This window comes from Paenarthrobacter nitroguajacolicus (assembly GCF_007786235.1).
In the GTDB taxonomy this organism is placed as follows: domain Bacteria; phylum Actinomycetota; class Actinomycetes; order Actinomycetales; family Micrococcaceae; genus Arthrobacter; species Arthrobacter nitroguajacolicus_A.
On sequence record NZ_VNFK01000012.1, the window covers coordinates 71,768 to 92,886 of the forward strand.

Annotated in this window: 19 protein-coding genes, 4 tRNA genes and 1 riboswitch; of the genes, 11 read left to right on the forward strand and 12 right to left on the reverse strand. The window is 63.9% G+C overall.

Annotated elements, in window-relative coordinates; translation table 11 throughout:
- Window positions 1-4: 4 nt before the first annotated feature.
- Window positions 5-928 carry a hypothetical protein gene (locus tag FQP90_RS15380; protein WP_244296796.1) on the forward strand — a complete coding sequence of 308 codons (924 nt, stop codon included), beginning with the start codon at window positions 5-7 and terminating at the stop codon, window positions 926-928.
- Between the two features lie 235 nt (window positions 929-1,163).
- On the opposite strand, the gene FQP90_RS15385 is transcribed toward FQP90_RS15380, so the two are convergent.
- From FQP90_RS15385 to FQP90_RS15395, 3 genes are all read right to left on the reverse strand, one after another.
- Window positions 1,164-1,239: transfer RNA gene (locus FQP90_RS15385), tRNA-Phe, on the reverse strand.
- A 46-nt stretch (window positions 1,240-1,285) separates the two neighbouring features.
- Window positions 1,286-1,359 (reverse strand) — tRNA-Asp (locus FQP90_RS15390).
- 84 nt (window positions 1,360-1,443) lie between these two features.
- Window positions 1,444-1,516 (reverse strand) — tRNA-Glu (locus tag FQP90_RS15395).
- Between the two features lie 234 nt (window positions 1,517-1,750).
- Between FQP90_RS15395 and FQP90_RS15400 the strand changes: the two genes are divergently transcribed.
- A complete protein-coding gene (locus FQP90_RS15400; protein ID WP_144651954.1) occupies window positions 1,751-2,692 on the forward strand; it encodes a DMT family transporter in 942 nt (313 codons plus the stop codon).
- Here FQP90_RS15400 and FQP90_RS15405 read toward each other — a convergent pair.
- The gene (locus FQP90_RS15405) at window positions 2,689-3,612 is read right to left on the reverse strand and encodes a PfkB family carbohydrate kinase (RefSeq protein WP_144651955.1); all 924 of its coding nucleotides are present in this window, start codon (window positions 3,610-3,612) and stop codon (window positions 2,689-2,691) included. The two genes, FQP90_RS15400 and FQP90_RS15405, sit on opposite strands and share 4 nt — an antisense overlap.
- Before the next feature lie 90 nt (window positions 3,613-3,702).
- Here FQP90_RS15405 and FQP90_RS15410 point away from each other — a divergent pair, with 90 nt between their 5' ends.
- Window positions 3,703-4,164 carry a metallopeptidase family protein gene (locus FQP90_RS15410; RefSeq protein WP_144651956.1) on the forward strand — a complete coding sequence of 154 codons (462 nt, stop codon included), beginning with the start codon at window positions 3,703-3,705 and terminating at the stop codon, window positions 4,162-4,164.
- A gap of 10 nt (window positions 4,165-4,174) precedes the next feature.
- Window positions 4,175-5,095 carry a cation diffusion facilitator family transporter gene (locus FQP90_RS15415; protein WP_144651957.1) on the forward strand — a complete coding sequence of 307 codons (921 nt, stop codon included), beginning with the start codon at window positions 4,175-4,177 and terminating at the stop codon, window positions 5,093-5,095.
- Here the strand turns inward: FQP90_RS15415 and FQP90_RS15420 are convergent.
- Together FQP90_RS15420 and FQP90_RS15425 are read right to left on the reverse strand one after the other, a co-directional pair.
- Complete coding sequence (locus FQP90_RS15420) at window positions 5,092-7,758, reverse strand: PEP/pyruvate-binding domain-containing protein (RefSeq protein ID WP_144652032.1); 2,667 nt, start codon at window positions 7,756-7,758, stop codon at window positions 5,092-5,094. The two genes, FQP90_RS15415 and FQP90_RS15420, sit on opposite strands and share 4 nt — an antisense overlap.
- Window positions 7,759-7,809: 51 nt before the next feature.
- On the reverse strand, window positions 7,810-8,847 hold the full coding sequence (locus FQP90_RS15425) for a universal stress protein (RefSeq protein ID WP_144651958.1): 1,038 nt from the start codon (window positions 8,845-8,847) through the stop codon (window positions 7,810-7,812).
- A gap of 417 nt (window positions 8,848-9,264) precedes the next feature.
- On the opposite strand from FQP90_RS15425, the gene FQP90_RS23345 reads away from it, so the two are divergent.
- Entirely contained in the window at window positions 9,265-9,957 is a 693-nt protein-coding gene (locus FQP90_RS23345; protein ID WP_167510502.1) for an FAD-binding protein, read from the forward strand.
- A 178-nt stretch (window positions 9,958-10,135) separates the two neighbouring features.
- Here FQP90_RS23345 and FQP90_RS15435 read toward each other — a convergent pair whose 3' ends face one another.
- Both FQP90_RS15435 and FQP90_RS15440 read right to left on the reverse strand, forming a co-directional pair.
- Window positions 10,136-10,915: a hypothetical protein gene (locus tag FQP90_RS15435; protein WP_144651959.1), complete on the reverse strand. Its 780-nt coding sequence runs from the start codon at window positions 10,913-10,915 to the stop codon at window positions 10,136-10,138.
- 3 nt (window positions 10,916-10,918) lie between these two features.
- Window positions 10,919-11,087: riboswitch (cyclic di-AMP (ydaO/yuaA leader) on the reverse strand.
- Window positions 11,088-11,261: 174 nt separating this feature from the next.
- The gene (locus FQP90_RS15440) at window positions 11,262-11,894 is read right to left on the reverse strand and encodes a copper resistance CopC family protein (RefSeq protein ID WP_144651960.1); all 633 of its coding nucleotides are present in this window, start codon (window positions 11,892-11,894) and stop codon (window positions 11,262-11,264) included.
- Window positions 11,895-12,008: 114 nt separating this feature from the next.
- Here FQP90_RS15440 and FQP90_RS15445 point away from each other — a divergent pair, with 114 nt between their 5' ends.
- The 5 genes from FQP90_RS15445 (at window position 12,009) to FQP90_RS15465 (ending at window position 15,640) form a co-directional block, all read left to right on the forward strand.
- Window positions 12,009-13,451: an NCS2 family permease gene (locus tag FQP90_RS15445; RefSeq protein WP_144651961.1), complete on the forward strand. Its 1,443-nt coding sequence runs from the start codon at window positions 12,009-12,011 to the stop codon at window positions 13,449-13,451.
- A 73-nt stretch (window positions 13,452-13,524) separates the two neighbouring features.
- Window positions 13,525-14,472, forward strand: coding sequence for a formimidoylglutamase (gene hutG, locus FQP90_RS15450; RefSeq protein WP_144651962.1), 948 nt, complete (start codon window positions 13,525-13,527; stop codon window positions 14,470-14,472).
- A gap of 64 nt (window positions 14,473-14,536) precedes the next feature.
- Complete coding sequence (locus FQP90_RS15455) at window positions 14,537-14,995, forward strand: hypothetical protein (RefSeq protein WP_144651963.1); 459 nt, start codon at window positions 14,537-14,539, stop codon at window positions 14,993-14,995.
- A gap of 84 nt (window positions 14,996-15,079) precedes the next feature.
- Window positions 15,080-15,150: transfer RNA gene (locus FQP90_RS15460), tRNA-Cys, on the forward strand.
- Window positions 15,151-15,415: 265 nt separating this feature from the next.
- Window positions 15,416-15,640, forward strand: coding sequence for a hypothetical protein (locus FQP90_RS15465; RefSeq protein ID WP_144651964.1), 225 nt, complete (start codon window positions 15,416-15,418; stop codon window positions 15,638-15,640).
- Between the two features lie 119 nt (window positions 15,641-15,759).
- Here the strand turns inward: FQP90_RS15465 and FQP90_RS15470 are convergent, their stop codons facing one another.
- The 3 genes from FQP90_RS15470 to FQP90_RS15480 form a co-directional block, all read right to left on the reverse strand.
- Window positions 15,760-16,008: a hypothetical protein gene (locus FQP90_RS15470; RefSeq protein ID WP_144651965.1), complete on the reverse strand. Its 249-nt coding sequence runs from the start codon at window positions 16,006-16,008 to the stop codon at window positions 15,760-15,762.
- Window positions 16,009-16,206: 198 nt separating this feature from the next.
- A complete protein-coding gene (gene hutH, locus FQP90_RS15475; protein ID WP_144651966.1) occupies window positions 16,207-17,799 on the reverse strand; it encodes a histidine ammonia-lyase in 1,593 nt (530 codons plus the stop codon).
- A 9-nt stretch (window positions 17,800-17,808) separates the two neighbouring features.
- Entirely contained in the window at window positions 17,809-19,536 is a 1,728-nt protein-coding gene (locus tag FQP90_RS15480; protein ID WP_144651967.1) for a urocanate hydratase, read from the reverse strand.
- Window positions 19,537-19,699: 163 nt separating this feature from the next.
- Here FQP90_RS15480 and FQP90_RS15485 point away from each other — a divergent pair, with 163 nt between their 5' ends.
- Entirely contained in the window at window positions 19,700-20,137 is a 438-nt protein-coding gene (locus FQP90_RS15485) for an SRPBCC family protein (RefSeq protein WP_144651968.1), read from the forward strand.
- Window positions 20,138-20,153: 16 nt separating this feature from the next.
- Here FQP90_RS15485 and FQP90_RS15490 read toward each other — a convergent pair whose 3' ends face one another.
- On the reverse strand, window positions 20,154-20,960 hold the full coding sequence (locus tag FQP90_RS15490; protein WP_144651969.1) for an IclR family transcriptional regulator: 807 nt from the start codon (window positions 20,958-20,960) through the stop codon (window positions 20,154-20,156).
- Window positions 20,961-21,119: the final 159 nt, after the last annotated feature.

Below are 21,119 nucleotides of genomic sequence, written 5' to 3' on the forward strand. Positions count from 1 at the left end.
TCTCATGAGCATTCTGATCCTGGCCTGCCTCCAGATTGCGTTCGCTGCAGGTGCTGCGCAAGCAGACGACACGCGTGTGAGTGCGGACCGCCACGAACGGCAAATAGAAGTTGGCGCCACGTTCGTGTTCAACCCTGAAACCGGTAGGTCTGAGCCAACACTGGGCACTTCACCTGCCGCTGAGGACCCGAATCAGTACATGGCCGATATCCACTGTCGCTCTGGTGGAACGGATACTCCCGACAAGGGGTGCCTGACCATGGAATGCCCAGCGAAATCAGCAGGCGGAGAAGAAGGCACACCTGTGATCTGGCGGCAGGCACCTAAGTCGATCACGAATCCGGTGTGGACGGACTATCCGGCAGTCACCGGACCCACCTGCCTCTACGACCCCCAACCCGAAAACGTCCTGGCCAACATCGCAGCCAGAATCCTCAACGACTTCCGACAACTCCCCGTCAACCCCGGAACCCTCCAAGTCCAGCCCTTCCCCCACACCCTCAAAGGCGGACCCACCAACTTCTACACCACCGCCGGCGAACAGGCCTTCGATATCACCATCCTCGGCCAAGCCGTCCACTTCACCGCCACACCGGCCAGCTACACCTACACCTTCGGAGACGGCACCACCCTGGGCCCCACACCAGCCGCCGGCTACGCCATCCCCGAAGCCGAATGGCTCACCACCGACACCCGCACCAGCCACAGCTACACCGAAACCGGAAACTACCCCGCCACCATCACCACCAACTTCACCGGCACCTACTCCGTCAACAACGGCCCACCACTACCCATCAACGGAACCCTGAACCTGACCACACCCGCCAAAACCATCCACGTCTGGAAAACCGAAAGAGCACTCGTCGCCGACACCTGCCAACAAAACCCCAACTCCTGGGGCTGCCCCTTCCCAAAGGGAATTCGTTAGGCGAAGCCAACGCGGCATCAGCACACGGCTTGTGCGCCGCCGCCAACCACTTTGACGGACGACGGGCAACGACGGAGCCTGAGGATGGCGCGTCAAGGCCATCCGAGATTCAAGTGGGTGGTGGAGGTGCGCCGTCAAAAGCCAGGCAGCCCTGGAAGCATCACAGGACCTCTGTTGAAGAAGAAAGGCTGTTAAAGAAGAAAAGCACCAGTTCCAAAGAACTGATGCTTCCCAGTGGTGGCTCCGACCGGCGTCGATCCGGTGACCTTTCGATTTTCAGTCGAACGCTCTACCAACTGAGCTACAGAGCCTAGGTGACATGTCACCTTGAGAACCGAATTTCTTCGGCGCTCAGAGCGACCCTGACGGGACTTGAACCCGCGACCTCCGCCGTGACAGGGCGGCGCGCTAACCAACTGCGCTACAGGGCCTTGCGTTTGCAGTATCTCTACCGCGTTTTTTTCAAGGCTTCTAGCTTACCAGACTTTTTTCATCCGATTTACCACTTCCTTGCGTACCCCCAACGGGATTCGAACCCGTGCCGCCGCCGTGAAAGGGCGGTGTCCTAGGCCGCTAGACGATGGGGGCCTGAACTCAATTCGGATTTCGCAAGGAAAAGCGACGCTTTACGCGTTCTTTCCGTGTCTCGCTCGTCCGAACTGGACTCTAAAACTTTAGAGCATAGATGGCGATATTCCCAAATCGAGGTCTACAGCCCTTCCCGAGCACCGAAGGAGCGTCCGTCAAACATTGGCAGGATCTTGCCTTGACGCGTCCGAAAACCGCCAGCCGTTCAGGGCCCGCCACGGCTAGATTGGCTCTATGACAACCACCTCCCCGGCCGAACCCGGCCAGCCCTCCCCGGGCCTGCCTCCGCGCACCACCCCCGCGCCGGGAGCGGCCATCAGCAAACTCGGCATCGCCGCCGTAATCGTCACGGTCGTCCTCTGGGCTTCGGCGTTTGTGGGCATCCGCGCCGTCGGCCCCAGCTTCTCCCCCGGGTCTTTGACGCTCGGGCGTTTGGCGGTTGCCGCCGTCGTGCTTGGCATCGTGGTGCTGCCGACGCTGATAGTTTGGCCGAAAGGCCGGGAATGGTTGCCGATCGTGGCGTACGGGGTGATGTGGTTCGGCGGCTACAACGTTGCGCTGAACGCGGCTGAGCACATGCTCGACGCGGGCACCAGCGCCATGCTGATCAACGTCTCGCCCATCCTGATCGCGATCCTTGCCGGCATCTTCCTCAAGGAGGGCTTCCCCAAATGGCTGCTGATCGGCAGCGCAGTGGCGTTCTGCGGCGTCGCGATGATCGCCCTGGGTTCAGGGCAACGTTCGACGGCGGACGTGGCGGGTGTGCTGTTGTGCTTGCTTGCCGCCGTGCTCGCCTCAGTGAGCGCCATCCTGCAAAAGCCCGTTTTGCGGAAGTTCACGGCGGGACAGGCTACGTGGTTTGGCATCATGGTTGGCGCGATCTGCTGCCTGCCGTGGACGGGCCACCTGATCTCCGAGGTCCAGGCCGCGCCGCTCCCGGCAACCCTCGGCTTGGTGTACCTGGGCATTTTCCCCACGGCCATCGCCTTCACCACGTGGGCTTACGCCTTGTCCCTCATCTCCGCAGGCAAACTGGCCGCGACGACGTACTTGGTACCGGGCACCACCATCCTGATTTCGTGGGCCGTCCTCCAGGAAGTCCCCACCATCTGGGGACTGATCGGTGGCGTGGTGTGCCTGGTCGGCGTCGGACTGACACGGCGCAGGAGTCGCTAGCGGGCCATTCCCGCCAGCAGTTCGCGGTGCGTGGGCGGATTGGCGCCGGGGCGGCCCACAGTGATGGACGCCGCCATCGACGCAATAGTGCCGATCCGTTCCAGCACCGTGGGGGCCAGCCCGTCGCTGCCACGCAGGAGCAGCCCCATAATCAACGCTGACATGTAGGAGTCACCCGCGCCGATGGTGTCCGCCACCGTGGAAGGTACTGCGGGGACGCGGAGCTGTATGTGGCGCGTAGCCATCAGCGAGCCCTTCGCTCCCTCAGTCATCACGGCCAAGGTGGTGCCAAGCGCCAGGAGATGGCTTGCGATGTCCTCCAATGCCTTGCCTGGGTAAAGCCAATTGGCGTCGGAGGCACTCATCCTCACGACGTCGGTCAGCGGCACCATCTCTTCGAACAGGCCAAGTGCCTCATGGTGGCTTCCGAGGAGATCGGTGCGGATATTGGGGTCGTACGTGACCATGCATCCGCCTTGGGCCTGTTCCAACAAGCTCCGGACAACTCCGGCACCCGGCTCCAGGAAAGTGGCAATGGAACCGGCGTGTAGGATCCTCGGCGCGTAAGGCAACGCAAGCGGGGCAAGCGCCCACTCGATGTCGAAGGTGTACGCGGCCGAGCCGTCGGCAGCAATCCGGGCTGTCGCCGTCGCTGTCTTTCCCATCGATTTGGAACCCGGCAACAGAACCACTCCGGCGCTTTGTAGATGGGCTGCGATGGCGTCCCCACGCTGGTCGCGACCGATGGCGGTCAGCAAGCCTGCTTTGACGTCCAGACGGCCCAGCCCGTAGGCGACATTGGTCGGCGATCCTCCGGGGTATTCGGCTTGCCCGTCGGGCGACTGCACGATGTCGATCAGGGCCTCACCGACGACCACGACGTCGAGGGGCTCAGGCATGAGGGAAGCGGTGGAAGTCATGCGGTTCCTGTGTCTGTCGAAAAGGGATTGAGTTCAGTATCCCCCATCACACACCGCGCCAATACTGCCATCGCAGACTAAAGTCGAGTCATGCCCGCGAATCTTCCTCCCGGCCTTCCCATCGTTCCCGACGGCGATCGTCCGTCGTCGCGGCTGCCGGAGCGGAATGCCGGGGACGCTCCCCCGTTCATGATGTCCCCCGAAGATTTCGAAGAAGCCGTCAGCGATGCCTTGCAGCTGATCCCGCCCAAGGCAGCCAGCGCCATGGATAACGTGGCCATCTTCATTGAGGACGACTACGTCCCGCATCCGGATGAAGATCCGGACACAGTGCTGTTAGGCCTCTACGAGGGCGTCCCGTTGACAGAGCGTGATTCGTGGTGGGATGCGGGATCACTGCCGGACCGGATCACAATCTTCCGACAACCGATCCTGAACATCTGCGGCACTCGTGAGGAAGTCATCGACGAGGTGGCCATAACCGTGGTGCATGAGATTGCTCACCACTTCGGGATTGACGACGACCGCTTGCATGAACTCGGCTGGGGCTAGCCTTATAACCATGGGGCACGACCACAACCATTCGCACGGAGTCACGGCGACCGGCAAGCATCGGAAGCGGCTCATCGCCGTCTTGGCCATCACCTTGGGCGTGGTGGGCATCCAGGTGGTTGGCGCCGTCGTCTCCGGATCCTTGGCCCTGCTGGCTGATGCCGGGCACATGCTGTCCGACGCCGCAGGCGTCTTCATCGCGCTCATGGCGGCGTGGATCGCCACGCGCCCGGCAAGCGACCAACGAACTTACGGCTACCAACGGGCCGAGGTGCTGGCAGCTTTGGCCAACGCCCTGATCCTCATTGTCATCGCCGTGGTCATCATGATCGAGGCAATCCGCCGCTTTGGCGAAACCACTGAAATCCGCACCGACGTGATGCTCTGGGCCGCCATCCTGGGTGCCGTGGCCAACCTGGTCTCCCTCTTGATCCTGCAGGGAGCGCAAAAGGAGAGCCTCAACGTCCGCGGTGCCTACCTTGAGGTCCTGGGCGACCTTCTGGGTTCCATTGCCGTGATCGTGGCAGCCATCGTCATCATGACCACCGGGTTCGACGCAGCCGACCCCATCGCCTCCGTGGTGATAGCCCTGATGATCATCCCCCGCGCCTGGCACTTGCTCCGCGACGTGGTGGATGTGCTGCTGGAAGCCACTCCCAAGGGCGTGGACGTGAACATGATCCGCGAGCATATCCTGGCCGTGGAGGGTGTGGTGGAAGCCCACGACATCCACATCTGGACCATCACCTCCGGCGTGCCCGTGTTCTCAGCCCACGTTGTGGTGGAGGACGAGGTCCTCAACGCCACCGGTGCGGACAGCATCCTGGATCAGTTGGGGTCCTGCCTTGGCCGGCATTTCGATACCGAGCACTGCACCTTCCAGCTGGAGCCGGTGAGTCACTCGGAGCACGAATCACACCAGCACGCCTAGTCGGCTAGTCCGTCCGGGTCCACAGTGCTGACCGTTCCGGCCGCCCCGTCCACGGTGATGTGCTGGCCTGACTTGATCCGTGTTGTGGCATCCGGAACACCGACCACCGCAGGGATGCCGTACTCGCGGGCGACTACCGCGCCGTGCGAATTGGGCCCACCCATCTCCATGACCAGTCCACCGGCCGTAAGGAACAACGGCGTCCAGCCAGGATCCGTGGACGGCGCCACGAGGATCTCCCCCGGTTCCAAATGCGCGCCAACAGGGTCCATGATGACGCGCGCAGGTGCGGTCACCAGACCTGCCGACGCCGGGCTGCCGGACAACGTGCCTGGGCGCAGTTTTCCGTGAGCCCCGGCCGTGGCCTCGGGCTCCGTGCCGTCAGACAAGAGGACCCTCGGAATATGCCTGCGCCGAAGTTCCTGATGGTAAGCGGCCCGGCGCTCGGCAATGACTTTGTGGAGGGCATCCCCTGCCAAAGCGGCTTCGATGTCGTCGAGGCTTAGGAAGAAGATATCCTCAGGCTGGTCAATCCGCTGAGATGCCGCCAGTTCGCTGCCAACCAGGAGCAATTGTTCCCGTACCGCCGCGAGCCCCAGGACGAGGTTGTACTTAGGCAACTCCCGCAATCCAGCGAACCTCCGGGTGCGATCCAAGGCGGTCCGCACCATCGCGGCATGGAGCGGGCTCTTGCCCCTTGCCCTGGCTACGAGGCGTGCGATCTGCTCATCGGCCTCCCGGGCTGCTTTCGCGAATTGTTGCTCCGGTGTCTCCGCGCCGGGCTCAAGCCGTAAGTAGTTGGCCACGACTCCAAGGATGTGTGTGGGGTCATCGGACCAGCGGGGCATACCGAGGTCAATCTCTGCAACCGCCCTGTGGCCGTAAATGCGCAGAAACGCCTTCAACGCTGACTGTGCAACGGGAGGAAGCGTGCCGTCCCGATACCGGTCCGCCAACTCCGCCGCCGTCTGCCCAGCCATGGAGGCAACGGCGTCGGGGTCGTGTCGGATATCCGAGGCCAAGTGCCAGAGAGCCAAATCCATCTCTGTGGTCACGTTGTTCGGGAGACCGCGAATCACAGTTTGGAGCTCGTCATAGGAAGCCTGCTCACCGAGCAGCCGCTTCACCAACGCCAGCATCGCGAAGCCAAGGGCCGGCAAGGGCAGGATCTGCGGCACAGTGGCGAAGACTTCCGTTCCGAGGATTCTCTGCACGTGGGCGATCCGCTGGTGCGCGGTGGCCTGGCCGGGCACCATGAAGGTGGTGCGAAGGTCCGCGTTGACGCGCTCCACGCTTTTCATTGCCGCGGCCGGACGGAACAGTCCGCGGAGCAGGGACTCGGGAACGCGATACTTGGCTGCAACCGGAGCCACGTGGCGAATCAACTTAAAGGGCGTTTTGATGGTCACCGAAAAGCGGGGGTCATCAAAAAGTCCACGCATCACCGTGGCTGATCGGGCCTCCATAACGTCGAAGACCCGCGGCACGATGACCCGGCCGATCCGACTCCGCAGCACCGCCGTGAAGTCGAAAAAGATGCGCTGCCCGGCCTCGTAGTACGGCGGCGGTCCAGAGCGGGGATCCGGGACGTTAAAAGCCGCAGCCTTGGCTACACAGGATGCTACGAGCCGGATGCCAGCCAACCCCATGGGAGTCAGAGGCCTGGTGAGGCCTTGGGCGAGGCTGAAGTTCAAGAATGCGTGGTCACCGGGCAATGGAGGGTTTCGCGTAGTTTGCGGGTACAACGTGGTGATGGGACGGGCTTGGGTGAGCCACAGCTTTCCGGCGTCATCAATGGCCCACTCAGTGTCTTGGGGAGCCCCGTAGTGGTCCTCCACTCGCCGTCCCAGCTTCGCCAGTGCCTGGATTTGCTGATCGGTGAGGCACGGCTGCGGACTGGCGTCGCCGGACCTGTCACGGCTGGACAACTCAACACGTTCGGTGCCACCCCCAGGGAGCGGGCGGATCTCCACCTGCCGGTCACCCAAGGTGGTTTCCAGAATGGCGCCGCGGTGGCTGTCCACAACATAGTGGTCCGGATTCACGGCTCCGGATACCACGGCCTCCCCTAAACCGGGGCTGGCATCTATCACCACTTCATGTCGTTTCCCCGTCACCGGGTTGGCTGTGAACATGACGCCAGCCACTGAGGAGTCCACCATCTCCTGAACCACGACGGCCAAGGCCACCGAGTCATGATCGATCCCAGTGCTGGTCCGGTAGCTCACGGCACGGTCCGTCCAGAGGGAGGCCCAACAGCGTTTCACCGCGTCCAGCACCGAGTCCACGCCCACCACATTCAGGAATGTGTCCTGTTGGCCGGCGAAGCTGGCGAAGGGCAGGTCCTCCGCGGTGGCCGAGGACCTGACGGCGACAGGTACGTTGTCTCCCAGGGCCAGATAGGCCGCGCGCACTGCTTGGACGACGTCGTGGGGCATGGCGGCGTCGAGGACCAAGGACCGCGCGCGGGTGGCATGGCGGTTCAGCTGTTCAAGCTCAGAAGCGCTGACGGCGCTCAAGGCCGTAAAGACTTCTTCCAACCCAGCAGCTGACAGGGCGTGCCTGTACGCAGCAGTGGTGAGGCAGAAGCCGGGCGGCACGGGCAGTCCGGCACTCGCCAGCTCGCCCAGGTTGGCCGCCTTTCCACCCACTTCCGGGAGCATGCCTCCCCGAATGTCGGCGATGTCCAGGATAAACACGGTGCAGGCCGTGGCTTACGCTGCGCCGAGCATCGGTCCAAACTTGGGACGATCGGCGAGCCGGGGATCCTCACGGTCCGGAACGACCAACACCGGGCCCTTGGCGTGGTGGAGGACGCCGTCAGAGGTGGAGCCAAGGAGCATCCCCGCGAAGCCACCCCGGCCGCGCGTGCCGAGAACCACCAGCTCAACACCGCGGCTGGTTTCCACGAGGACATCCACCGGCGAACCGTCCCGCAGCTCAGTTTCGATGGGCAAGGCGGGGAAGTGGCTCCTCAACCAGGCCACACCAGCATCAAGCTGAACCCTGATGTCAGCAAAGAGTGCATCGCGATCCAAAGGAGCGGGCACCCAGGCCAATGAGCCGCTGTACTGCGGCACAGCACAGATCACTCGGAGCTTGGCTCCCATGCGCTGCGCCTGCTCGGCTGCTTCAAGCACTGCCACGCGAGCCTGCTCGGAGCCGTCAACGCCCACAGCAACCACGTTCTCCACGGTTCGTGGGCCGGCCTTGGCGTGCTCGGCCTTGATGTGTTTGTCCTCGGTGTTCTCACCAAGGCGGTCGGCGCAATACAGCGGGACAGTCACTGTGGGGCATTTGGCGTGGGCAGGCAGGGCGCTGCTCACCGAGCCCAGGAGACGTCCGACGAAGCCGCCGCGACCCCTGCTGCCGAACACCAGGAGCGAAGCGTCCGCCGAAAGGTCCAGCAAGACACCTGCGGCGTCACCGTTCTCCACGGAAGCATCGACGTCGATGGCATAGCCGGAAACCTTGTCCATGGCCTGCTTGACGATGGCGTCGGCACCTTCGCGGATCACCGAATCGTCCACCGTTGCGTAGCCGCCATCCAGTCCGGAAGCGGCGAAGATCGGTACCGAGTACGCAGTGACGATGTGCAAGGGAAGCTGCCGACGTTCAGCCTCCCGGGCGGCCCACACCAAGGCACACTGGCCGTGCTCGGATCCGTCCACTCCAACGACGATGCCACCTGGTGCGACAGCTTGGTCCTCGCCGTCGAGTGGCTCTTCACTGTGTCTGCCGTGCTGGTCCATGGGGGCCTGCCTCTCCACCTACTGCTTGATGTTCCGGCCATTCTGCCAGAGGTTCTCCGGGTCGGATTCCCTGACGACCTGAATGTCAATGACCGGGGCAGGAGAAACAAGGAAATTTCTCCTTCCAATGCCCACTATTCTCGGTCGGCAATGACGAATCAAGGCGACTTTGGGCTATGTGTATAACGGTCCGGGCTCGGTTCCGGAGCACCCTTTTTGCGCTGCGGATGAACACGCAAAACACGCGGATGCGCGAGGCTATCCATGGCCGAAAAAGTTCGGTAGTGTTCGAGTCACCGAATGGCCGGCAAACGTGTTTCGCGACACACTCCGGCCATTTATTTGCGGCCGCTTGGGGAACTCGGACGCGATCCCACGCGCTGCCTCAGGGCACACACGTCAAGGAGGAACCAAGCAGTGTCACCCACGCCTGATTCCGCCACGGAACGCACCACCACCGTGGTCATCGGAGCCGGCCTGTCCGGCCTGGCAGTTGCCAGTGAGCTCAGCCGCTATGGCGTGGGCTCGATCGTTGTGGACGGCTTCGGCGCCATATCAGCCGCAGGCCCTTCAGTCCACACCGGAATGCTTCAACGATGCGACGTCGCCGATCCCGCAGCAATGAAAGAACGCACTGAGATCCTCCGTCACCTGCGGAACTATGCCGCAAGCCATCATCTGGACGTCCGCAACACCACCCGTGCCGTCCGCCTTGATTTCCTGGGCTCTGATCCCTCTCAGCAGCTGGGATTCGGAATGGCCGCGAGCATGACCACAGCCGGGCTCCGGACCGGCCTCCATGTGTCCGGCCCACTCGAATCCATGCCGCGCCAGTGGGCTGTCCACACAGCCAACGGCGTTCTCCTGGCCGACCACATCGTGGTGACCCGCTGTGCCCAGAGCCAGCTGCGCCGAATGCTGGCAGAACTGGGAATCTCCATCGGCCAGAACCTCGTAGCCGCCATGCGTGCCGTCGGAATGCACCTTGTGGGCGTTGGGGAACTCATCACGCCCACCCCCAAGGAAGTGCTTCGACAGGCCAAGGCCGTGGGCCAGGCGATCTCAGCCAAGGTGGCCCTGCCGGCAGGACCCGGCATCGCCACCGTTTAGGAAGTCCACGTCCCGGGAACCTCACGCCGCAAACCCCGGCACGCCACCCAACAAAGACGCGCCGAACCGCCGTCGTGCCCTAAGGCTGGAACTTTAACGCACAGAACTTAACGCCAAAGGCCGGTACCTACGAAGAAAAGAATCTTCGAAGGCACCGGCCTTTGTTGGTGCGTGAGGCTTATGCGCCTGCGCGTACGTAGGTCAGGGGACCCGTTGCGGTCAACCAGCTGATCGGGTGGATGCCCGTCTGGTTGCCGTTGATGCCACCACTGATGGCCTGGCCGTTGCCGATGAAGATTGCAACGTGGCCGGACTGGACGATCATGTCACCGGGCTGGGGGTCGCTGACAACCTTGCCGTAGTTCATGAACTGCATGGGGCCGAGGTCACCAACGGGGATGCCTGCGGAGCCGAGGGCCTTTTCCACCATGGCGGTGCAGTCCTGCATGATGCCGATCTGGGCGTAAGCCGAGGCAACCATGGCTGCGTTGACGCCACCGACGGCGGGAGCAGCTGCAGGAGCAGCGGCGGCCGGTGCGGCGGGAGCAGCAGCGGCAGCCTTGGCAGGGGCTGCTGCAGCGGCGGTGGTTACTGCTGCCTTCTTGGCAACGGGAGCCGGAGCAACCGGAGCCGGCTTTTCGATGACCGGTGCTGCAACCGAAGCAACAGCAGGGCGCTCGAAGTTGACGGTAGCCGTCGACAGGGCGGTAACAACCTGGGTGGGAGCCTCGGATGCGGTCTCGGCGACCGTGGCCGGGCTGGAATCCCGCTGTACCGGAGCCTCGGCTGCGTGGGCAGCAATGGAGCCGGTCAGAACGAGACCCGAAGCTGCTGCGATAACAGCTGCCTGGCGACCAGCGCCGGAAGCGTTGCTGGCAACTGCCTTAGAGATGGAGATGAACGGATTAGGACGTACGCTGTCCGCCTTACGACGGCCGCGAAGAATGCGTGAAGACATGAAAGAGCCTCTCCCGATGCCTGCGAGGTTAGCTGTCGGATTCGGATGGGAGTCACCCGGTCACTATCCCCCGCTGTTCAGCGGAAGCATCGTGACTTCACCCCAAGGCACGCTCGAAAGCGACCTAAAATGGGTTCCCCGTCTCTGCCGTAAGGTTTGTCTGCGAACGGATTCCGGACTGCGGCAGAGCTAGGCAATCAGGCCGGAAGTGCCCGCTACGTGGAACAGGCACAGGTACCACCGTACGCGAAGATCACCCGGAAGTCACATTTAAGTAACGAGAACTACCCTTTTGGCGTGTCGTGGTGACCGTTTCGAGATCTTCGCAGGTACGTAGAAAACCCCGTTATTCCGCGGGAGTTTGGCCGTCCGAGTCGTTTGAGGCCGCCAGTTTCTTCCGCGCGGTAACGGCCAGGTAAATAACGAGTCCGATAGCCACCACCGCCAGTCCTACGATGCTCCAGGGGAAGGGCTGCGATGCGTCCGCCGCCGGCTCGCTGGTACCCGTTCCCGGCGCCGCCGTTCCCGCCGAAGGTACCGAAGCTGAAGGAGCCGAAGCTGACGGTGAGGCAACCGCAGTGCCGCCTGTCGTCGTCGTGCTCCCTGCGGTGGCCGTGAAGGTAAACGTGCCCTCAATAGGGTGGGAATCGGAGCTGACCACGCGCCAAACCACTGTGTATTCGCCTGCCGGCGCGCCGTCGCGCAGCTTCTGAACTGCCTGGTTATCGATGATTTCGACGGGTCCATCCGCCCAGTTTTCGCCGCCCGCGGTGACAGTGACGCCCGAACCGATCGCCAACGGGCGGTTGTTGAAAGTAATGGAGACCGACGCCGGAACTTCCGCCACGTTGGCACCGTTCGCCGGCGCCGTGGACTCGGCGACATCATGCGCGGACGCTGGAGCCGCAGAAAACAGCAGGGCGGACGCGAAGGCAAGAGCAGCGACGACGGCGGCCAGAAGCGGGCGGATGGTGCGCATGGGGCGGTTTCTCCTAGTGTTGGCTTCCTTACAGACTAGGCGAATGGTCCGGTGCGCCCATATCCGACCGCATAGGATTTGAGAGCACACTCCCCTCGATCCCCGGAGTCCTTCATGCTTAAACAAGGTTCTGCAGTCGACCGCTACTTCAAGATCTCCGAGCGCGGCTCCACCTATTCGCGGGAAATCCGTGGCGGTTTCGCAACCTTCTTCGCCATGAGCTACATCGTGGTGTTGAACCCACTGATCCTCTCCGGAGCCGACTCGAGTGGAGCATCGCTCGGCTTCACCGCTGTCGCCGCCACCACTGCGTTCGTGGCGGGCATCCTGACCATCCTCATGGGCGCGTGGGCCAAGCACCCGTTCGCCGTGGCAACGGGCCTGGGCGTCAACGCGTTCGTGGCCGTCACCGTTGCCTCGCACCCGGGGCTGACGTGGCCAGACATGATGGGGCTCGTGGTCCTCTCCGGCGTCACGATGCTCATCCTGGTCCTCACGGGCTTCCGTACCGCCGTATTCAAGGCAGTACCGGAGGCCCTCAAGACCGCGATCGTGGTGGGCATCGGCCTGTTCATCGCCCTGATCGGCCTGGTCAATGCCGGATTCGTCCGCCGCATCCCGGACGCCGCAGGCACCACAGTTCCGCTGGGACTTGGCGTGGACGGCAAGCTGATGGGCTGGCCCACCCTGGTGTTCGCGGTGGGCCTGATCCTGACCATCGCCTTGGTGGTCCGCAAGGTCCGTGGCGCCATCCTGATCGGCATCGTGGTCTCCACCGCCCTGGCTGCGATCCTCGAATTCACGCTCCACATCGGCCCCAGCTTTGATGGCAAGAACGTCAACCCCCGCGGCTGGTCGCTCGTGGCCCCCACGCTTTCCGAGTGGGGCGCCCCTGACCTGTCCCTGATCGGCAAGGCCAACCCCTTCGGCGCGTTCGAACACCTCGGCTTTATCGCTGCCGCCTTGCTGGCCTTCGTGATCCTCCTCAGCATCTTCTTCGACGCCATGGGCACCATGGTGGGCCTGGCCAACGAGGCCGGAACCGTGGACAAGGACGGCAACATCCCCAACGTGGACCGGGTCCTCCAGGTGGATGCCCTCGGTGCAATCGTGGGTGGCGGCGCTTCGGTTTCCTCCAACCAGATCTTCGTTGAATCCGGCGCGGGGATCGGCGAAGGCGCCCGTACGGGCCTCGCCTCGATCGTCACCGGCGTACTCTTCCTCATCGCCATGTTCTTCACACCGCTGATCAACCTGGTTCCGTTCGAAGCCGTCGCACCCGCTCTGGTTGTTGTGGGCTTCATGATGGTCTCCCAAGTGGGCAAGATCGACTGGCAGGACTGGGGAGTCGGCATCCCGGCGTTCCTGACCATCGCCCTCATGCCGTTCACCTACTCCATCGCCAACGGCCTCGGCGCGGGATTCATCTCCTACGTCCTGATCCGCACGTTCCAAGGCCGAGCCCGCGAAGTCCACCCCTTGATGTGGGCTGTGGCCGCTGCGTTCCTGCTCTTCTTCGGCATCGGAACCGTTGAGGAACTCCTGGGCGTCAAGTAGGCATTCCGGTATTTCAGACACCCCGGACCCGGAACTGCTGGTATTGGCAGTCCGGGTCCGGTCTGCTTAAAGCATGGAAACACGCGCCGTAACCGTAGACGTCAGCCCTACCCCGTGGACCGGCCGCTTTGACGGCGACGGCGCCGAGCACCGCCGTTGGTGGCAGGCCATCACCCCGCACACGGCCGAAGCAGCCGCGGTTGCCTCGCGTCCCGCCGTCATACTTGGTTTTTGCAGCGATGCCGGGGTGCTCCGCAACAAGGGCCGCGTGGGGGCGGCCAAGGCCCCGGCCGCCATCCGTTCGGCGCTGGGTCCGCTGGCCTACCACCTTGACCGTGACGTGTTCGACGCCGGCGATGTGGTTGTGGAGGACGACTCACTGGAAGCGGGCCAAGAGCGTGCCGGGCAGGCCATTTCGGGACTGCTCGACGCCGGAAACCTCACCGTGGTGCTGGGCGGCGGCCACGAGACCGCCTTTGCCAGCTACCTTGGCGTAGCCGGTTCTGACGCCGTCCGCGGCAAGCGGCTGGGCGTGCTGAACCTGGACGCACACTTTGACCTCCGTGATGAGCCGACGCCAAGTTCCGGCACGCCGTTCCTGCAGATGGCCCACGCGGAAGCTGCCGCCGGACGCGAACTGCAGTACGCCGTCGTCGGCATTTCTGAACCCAACAACACGCGGACCCTCTTCGACACCGCGGACCGGCTGGGCGTGAAATACCTTCTTGATGAGTCGTGCTCGCCGGAGGCCGTGGAGGTTTTTGTTGCCGACTTCCTGGCTGGCGTGGACGTCCTGTACCTGACGATTGACCTTGACGTGATGCCTGCCTCGGTAGCTCCCGGGGTGAGTGCGCCTGCGGCGTATGGCGTTCCCCTTCCGGTGATCAGCGCGATCTGCCGCCAGGTGGCCGCGAGCGGGAAACTCCTCCATCTGGACGTCGCCGAGCTGAACCCGGAGTTCGATATCGATGCACGAACCGCGAAGGTGGCTGCCCGGTTGGTGAACACGCTGCTGGCGTAGCCATCCCCGGGGCCTTTTCGCGGCCGCCATCCTCCGTTTAGCCTGTGGGGAGGGAAGGATGGCGATGCGCGCAGCTCCTGTGCAGGACAAGTGGGCCTGGGTGGCCGGGCCGGCCGCCGTTGCCCTTGGGCTCACGGCGCACATGATCGCGGGCGGCAGTGCTCCCGCCATCCCCGTTCTCCTGGCCTTCGCGGCGCTGAGCGGCTTGGCCGCGCAACTGATCGCACGTTGGGTGCACGGGCCCTTGCTGCTCCTACTCTTTGCCGGGCTGGCGCAACAACTGCTGCACTTCGGACTGGACGCCTTCGGCGGCTTCTTCCCGGGCAGCGGGCTGTTGGACCATCTTCATGGAGGGCAGGTCCTGGCGGACGTGCCCGCCGGGACCGCACCAAGCGGCGGTTCGGTACACCTCATGCTGTACACGCACATGGCCGCAGCCATCCTCACACTGCTGGTCGCCGCGGGTGTTTCGAAGCTGGCCCGACGCGCGTCACTGACGGCAACCAAAAGCAACATCGCGTAGCCCGGCGCAAGGCGGCGTAGCCCTGCGAAAGCCTGGGAAATGAACTTTGATCCGCCCCCGGCAAGGCGCCTAGTGTCGTTTCCACGTGGTGTACCCGAGAGGCCAGGGAGCTGCCTGCAAAGCAGCGCACGCGGGTTCGAATCCCGCCACCACGTCTTGGGGCGCAACCCCCGCGAGTTGGCACTTAATGCCGATGTTCCGCTCAAACATTGGTATTAAGTGCCAACTCGCGTCGGGTATGGCCTTCCGCACACACGTCGTGATCCCCTGCCGCAACTGGCCCCGTGAAACTGCACCGCCCCTTGGTCCGCGGATGAGACCCAGGTCACGAGCCTGCCAGTCATCTTACAAATATTCCGTTCACTCCGACTATGATTGATGGGTCGCCCTCGCATGCGGCATGTAATAGGAGGCCCCCAAATGACCCCTGCAATGATTGCAGAACGCGAAATTCGCCTGTCTTTTTCCAAGGCAGACGAGATCCACGACGGACTCGACCGCGCTGTGGATGCCCTGATTGAGAACGCAGCAGCAGCAGACGCTAACTGCGGCATTTTGGTGACCCGGCACGAGCCCGGCACCTACACCGTGGCTCTGGACGAATCCGTTCCCTTCGGTCAGACCCACGAAGTACTCGCTGCCTGATACCCCAACGTATTTCCTAGCAGCGACGCCAAAAACCGGGGCCCGTCCCCTTCCGCATCTACTACCCGCGGAAGGGGACGAGCCCCGGTTTCTGTTTAACCTGCGATTCAGTTCGGTTGCTACGCCCGGCGGAGAGTGACGCCGTCGGACTTCATGAACAGTTCCTTGCCCTCTTCGGTGACGCCCGGCCCCGAGTGCTCAAGCCACACCACGTTTCCGCTGCTGGAAATTTCCTCCACCAGGCCGGCGGCGATGACGTGGGCGTACTTGACCACTTCCACCCGCTCGCCAACTTTCAGCGTCTTCCAATCGGAAACCGTAGCCGAGTGAGCGTTTCGCCTGGACAGGACTGCTCCGCGTGCCTTCATTGAACTTCTACCCCTTTGTGGATGTTCTCTGTTGTGTATTGAGTTGTTGAACGGTTGACCGCCAAGCCCACGACACCGTTGTCGCGGACGTGACGTACACCATAAGTTCTACTACATTTGCCACGCCCCGGAGATTGCGTTGCGAACAAAGTCCGGGGCGTGACAAATCTGCCCATCAAATGAGCGTTTTATTCGACGTCAGGCCAAAATCCCGACGGCGGATTCGGCGGCCGCACGGACCGCGCCGGAGCCAACCAAACGGTCGGCCGCTTCGAGTTCGGGCGACAGGAACCGGTCGGTCCCCGGTCCCTGGACCACTTCGCGAAGCACCTCAAGCACTGCCGTACCGGCAGGACCCGGGGTGAGTTCGCCGTCGGACATCTGCGTCCGCATGTCAATGGCGCGGGCGCTGGTGACAAGTTCGACGGCGAGCACGCGGCGAAGGTTCTCCACTGCCTTGCGAAGCTTCCGGGCTGCGTGCCAGCCCATGGACACGTGGTCTTCCTGCATGGCGGAGCTCGGGATGGAGTCCACCGATGCCGGAACGGCCAGGCGCTTGTTGTCCGAGACCAGGCCGGCCTGCGTGTACTGGGCGATCATCAGGCCGGAGTCCACGCCGGGGTCTCCGGCGAGGAAGGCCGGGAGTCCGTGCGAGCGGGCCGGGTCCAGCATGCGGTCCGTGCGGCGCTCGGCGATGGAGCTGAGGTCCGCAACGGCGATGGCCAGGAAGTCCAGGACGTAGGCCACGGGGGCACCGTGGAAGTTGCCGTTGGACGTGACGCGGCCGTCGGGCAGGACCACGGGGTTGTCGATGGCCGCAGCGAGTTCGCGGGACGCCACCAGCGCGGCGTGATCTACGGTATCGCGGACGGCACCGGCAACCTGCGGGGCACAACGCAGCGAGTAGGCGTCCTGCACCTTGGTGTCGTTGATCCTGTGGGAGGCAACGATCGGCGAGTTGGACAGCACACGGAGCATGTTGTCGGCGCTGGCAGCCTGGCCCGGGTGGGGACGAAGCGCTGCGTGGAGCTCCGGGAGGAACACCTGGTCGGTGCCCAGCAGTGCCTCGACGCTGAGCGCTGCGGTGACGTCCGCCGTCGCGAGCAACAGGCGGATGTCGGCGATGGCCATCAGCAGCATGCCGAGCATGCCTTCCGTGCCGTTGACGAGGGCCAGGCCCTCCTTCTCAGCCAGCGTGACGGGCTCGATGCCGTGCTGGGCGAGCAGCTCCGCAACCGTTGCCTTGCCGGGAACGCCGTAGAGCTCGCCGTCGGGACCCGTTGCTTCACCTTCACCCATGAGGACCAGCGCGCAGTGGGACAACGGGGCAAGGTCGCCGGAACAACCGAGCGAACCGAACTCGCGGACCAGCGGAGTGATGCCGGCGTTGAGGACGTCCACCATGGTCTGCAGGACCACCGGACGGACGCCGGTGCGGCCCGATGCCAAGGTCTTGGCGCGGAGGAACATGATGCCGCGGACCACTTCGCGTTCCACGGCCGGGCCCATGCCGGCGGCGTGGCTGCGGATCAGCGACTTCTGCAGCTGTGTGCGGAGGTCGTTGGGGATGTGGCGGTTGGCCAGGGCGCCGAAGCCCGTGGAAATGCCGTAGGCGGGAACGTCGCTGGTGGCGAGGTCATCGATGTGGGCGCGGACCTTGGCGACGTTGTCCAGGGCTTCCTGGGAGATGGTCACCTTGGCGTCGTGGCGTGCGACGGCGACCACGTCTTCCGGGGTCACGCCGCTGGAGCCGAGGGTGACGGTCAGGGGTTCGTGGGTAGTAATAGTCACTTTTGTTGCCTACTTCTCGTTCATGGGGATGCGGACGCCGCGTTCGTTGGCGACGTCGACGGCGCGGTCGTAGCCGGCGTCGACGTGGCGGATGACGCCCATGCCGGGGTCGTTGGTCAGGAGCCGTTCGAGCTTCTCCGCGGCCAGATCGGTACCATCGGCCACGGAAACCTGACCGGCGTGCAGGGACCGGCCAATACCAACCCCGCCGCCGTGGTGGATCGACACCCAGGTAGCACCCGAGGAAGTGTTGATCAGCGCGTTCAACAACGGCCAGTCAGCGATCGCGTCCGAACCATCAGCCATGGCCTCGGTCTCCCGGTACGGGGACGCCACCGAGCCGGAGTCCAGGTGGTCACGGCCGATCACGATCGGGGCCTTGACCTTGCCCTCGGCCACGAGCTGGTTGAACAGCAGACCGGCCTTGGCGCGTTCGCCGTACCCGAGCCAGCAAATACGTGCCGGCAGGCCCTCGAACTCCACCCGGTCCGCCGCGGCGTCGAGCCACTTGTGCAGGTGCTTGTTCTCCGGGAAGAGCTCCTTGATCGCCGCGTCCGTCACCGCGATGTCTTCCGGATCACCCGACAGGGCAACCCAGCGGAACGGGCCCAAACCCTCGCAGAACAACGGACGAATGTACGCGGGGACGAAGCCAGGGAACTCGAACGCCCGCTCGTAGCCGCCCTTGCGCGCCTCATCACGGATCGAGTTGCCATAATCGAACACCTCAGCGCCGGCGTCCTGGAACTCCACCATCGCCTGCACATGCCGGGCCATGGAAGCCTGGGCCTTCTTGGTGAACCCTTCCGGATCCGCCTCGGCCTCGGTGTGCCACTCAGCCACGGTGATGCCCTCAGGCAGATAAGACAACGGGTCATGCGCACTGGTCTGGTCAGTGACCACATCGAAGGTGATCTCCCCGGCCCTATGACGGCGAAGCAGCTCCGGGAACACCTCTGCGGCGTTACCCACATAGCCCACGGACCAGCCGCGGCGTTCTTCCTTGGCGGCCTGGACCTTCGCAAGGGCGGTGTCCAGATCGGTTTCGACCTCGTCCAGGTAGCGCTTGCCGGCACGACGACGCAGGCGGGTCTCGTCGACGTCGACGATCAGGCACGCACCATCGTTCAGGGTCACCGCGAGCGGCTGGGCACCGCCCATGCCACCACAGCCACCGGTGAGGGTGAGGGTCCCAGCCAGCGGCCCCTCAGTAGAACCCTCCGAGGCCGGGGCCGGGTGGCGCCCCTCAGCAGCGAGCTTGTTCCCCACGGCAGCGAACGTCTCATAGGTGCCCTGAAGAATGCCCTGGGTGCCGATGTAGATCCAGGACCCGGCAGTCATCTGCCCATACATCATCAACCCCTCAGCCTCGAGGCGGCGGAACTCGGGCCACGTCGCCCAATCCCCCACGAGGTTCGAGTTCGCCAACAGAACACGGGGAGCCCATTCGTGTGTGCGGAATACACCCACCGGCTTGCCGGACTGGACCAGGAGGGTTTCGTCCTTCTCCATGGTTTCCAAGGTCCGGGTAATCGCATCAAACGCAGCCCAGGAACGGACGGCACGGCCGGTGCCGCCGTAGACCACCAGGTCATCCGGGCGCTCAGCGACCTCGGGATCCAGGTTGTTCATCAGCATGCGCAGCGGCGCCTCGGTCTGCCACGACTTGGCAGTAAGCTCGGTACCCCGCGCGGCCTTGACCGGACGGGCACCAGTGGTGAAATCGGCGGGTGCCATGGTGACTCCTTCGTCTGTGGGAAGTGTGTGGTGGAAAGATCTTCTGCTTCTACTAAAGCCCCTTTATGGCGCGGCGGAAACGGCTTTTCGACTGGTGCTGTCCGGGATTACAGACGTACGCAAACCCCTCGCATTCGCGCTGCAAAGAGCGCATGCTGGACCCATGGCAACGTTCCGTGTATCTACGTTTGTCGCGGCGCCGCCCGAACGAGTCTTCGCCGCTTGGACGGATCTGGACCGGTTCCCGGAATGGATCGGCGGGGTCACCCGCGTGACCGACCGCATCGGTCCCATTGACCAGGCCGGCAGCCGCTACACCGTGTGGTTCGGACGGATGGCAAGCCCCACCGAGATCCTCGCCGTAGAGCGCCCCTGGCACATCCGCACACGCTTCGGCAATGCAATCCTGAAGGGCGAATCAGAGGTGACGTTTACCGCCGAGGGCAAGGGCACGCGCATCCACCAGGAGTTCATGACCCGAGGCTTCATCGCAGGGATCTTCGGGCGGCTTTTCGCCATGGGATCATACCGGGGCAGCTTCCGCGGCGAGCTGGAGACCTTCCGCAAACTCGTCGAGAGCGAAGCGCCGGAGTCGAGCTAGCCTGCAGGAGGAGGGGCTAACCTGCCGGGCGTCCGTGGATCCGGACGGACAGTTCGTCCGCCGCCTTCTGGATGCGGGCAGCGAGCACCGGCCATTGCTCGGCCGGCACTTTGTCCTCCAAGAACGTCACGGCGACTGCCGCCGTCGGCCACCCCACATGGTCCGTCACAGCGGCGGCAATGGAGCCGAACCCCGGGGTGATTTCGCCGTTTTCCGTGGCGTAGCCACGCTGTCGCACCTGATCCAAGTGGGACGATAAAGCCGAGTACTTCATGATGGGGAATTCCACCTCATGCCGGGATGTGAAGGCGGCGGCGTTCGGATACAAGGCCCGGACCTGCGACTTTGGCAGGGCGGCCAGGATTGCTCGGCCGGACGCCGTGAGGTGGCTGGGAAGGCGGACCCCGACGTCGGTGACCAAGCTGGGGCGGTTCTTGGCGCGTTCCTCCACGATGTAGAGGACGTCCCGGCCGTGGAGTACCGCCAGATGGGCGCTCTCGCCGATCACGTCAACCAGCGAAGCGAGCATGGGCCGGCCCAGACGGGACAGCGGTTCCTGCCGTGAGTACGCCGAGCTGAGTTCGAAGGCGCTGATGCCCAACCCGTAGCGCTGTTCCTCGTGCAGGTGCAGGACGAAACCGTTGGCCTCCATCACGCCGAGCAGATGGTAGACACTGGAGCGCGGCAAGCCGAGCGCTGTTGCAATGTTCGACGCCGCCATGGGACCACGGCGCGAGGCCAACAGTTTCAGGATTCGCAGGGTGTTTTCCGCGGCCGGGACTTTGGACGTGGCTTTGCCGGGGGCGGTTGGCGTCGTTGTCATGGTTCCTCGCTGCTCGGGCTGCTGACGGGATCACCGGGCACAACTGTCCGGTATCCCGTACTCAAGCGTGCACCCTCCGCAAGGCCCACGCCAGACCACCACGCCGCTGCGATGTCTGAAATACCAGACTTAACCAGCCCACCCGAATGGCTGGCAGAA

What these genes read in the sequence shown, in the direction of transcription:
- FQP90_RS15380 (WP_244296796.1), top strand. Translation starts at nt 5, where the DNA reads ATGAGCATTCTGATCCTGGCCTGCCTCCAGATTGCGTTCGCTGCAGGT.
- FQP90_RS15490 (WP_144651969.1), bottom strand. Translation starts at nt 20,960, where the DNA reads ATGACAACGACGCCAACCGCCCCCGGCAAAGCCACGTCCAAAGTCCCG.
- FQP90_RS15415 (WP_144651957.1), top strand. Translation starts at nt 4,175, where the DNA reads ATGGGGCACGACCACAACCATTCGCACGGAGTCACGGCGACCGGCAAG.
- hutG (WP_144651962.1), top strand. Translation starts at nt 13,525, where the DNA reads ATGGAAACACGCGCCGTAACCGTAGACGTCAGCCCTACCCCGTGGACC.
- FQP90_RS15410 (WP_144651956.1), top strand. Translation starts at nt 3,703, where the DNA reads ATGCCCGCGAATCTTCCTCCCGGCCTTCCCATCGTTCCCGACGGCGAT.
- FQP90_RS15400 (WP_144651954.1), top strand. Translation starts at nt 1,751, where the DNA reads ATGACAACCACCTCCCCGGCCGAACCCGGCCAGCCCTCCCCGGGCCTG.
- FQP90_RS15425 (WP_144651958.1), bottom strand. Translation starts at nt 8,847, where the DNA reads ATGGACCAGCACGGCAGACACAGTGAAGAGCCACTCGACGGCGAGGAC.
- FQP90_RS15440 (WP_144651960.1), bottom strand. Translation starts at nt 11,894, where the DNA reads ATGCGCACCATCCGCCCGCTTCTGGCCGCCGTCGTCGCTGCTCTTGCC.
- FQP90_RS15445 (WP_144651961.1), top strand. Translation starts at nt 12,009, where the DNA reads ATGCTTAAACAAGGTTCTGCAGTCGACCGCTACTTCAAGATCTCCGAG.
- FQP90_RS15435 (WP_144651959.1), bottom strand. Translation starts at nt 10,915, where the DNA reads ATGTCTTCACGCATTCTTCGCGGCCGTCGTAAGGCGGACAGCGTACGT.
- FQP90_RS15465 (WP_144651964.1), top strand. Translation starts at nt 15,416, where the DNA reads ATGACCCCTGCAATGATTGCAGAACGCGAAATTCGCCTGTCTTTTTCC.
- FQP90_RS15420 (WP_144652032.1), bottom strand. Translation starts at nt 7,758, where the DNA reads ATGCTCCCGGAAGTGGGTGGAAAGGCGGCCAACCTGGGCGAGCTGGCG.
- FQP90_RS15485 (WP_144651968.1), top strand. Translation starts at nt 19,700, where the DNA reads ATGGCAACGTTCCGTGTATCTACGTTTGTCGCGGCGCCGCCCGAACGA.
- FQP90_RS15480 (WP_144651967.1), bottom strand. Translation starts at nt 19,536, where the DNA reads ATGGCACCCGCCGATTTCACCACTGGTGCCCGTCCGGTCAAGGCCGCG.
- FQP90_RS15405 (WP_144651955.1), bottom strand. Translation starts at nt 3,612, where the DNA reads ATGACTTCCACCGCTTCCCTCATGCCTGAGCCCCTCGACGTCGTGGTC.
- FQP90_RS15470 (WP_144651965.1), bottom strand. Translation starts at nt 16,008, where the DNA reads ATGAAGGCACGCGGAGCAGTCCTGTCCAGGCGAAACGCTCACTCGGCT.
- FQP90_RS15455 (WP_144651963.1), top strand. Translation starts at nt 14,537, where the DNA reads ATGCGCGCAGCTCCTGTGCAGGACAAGTGGGCCTGGGTGGCCGGGCCG.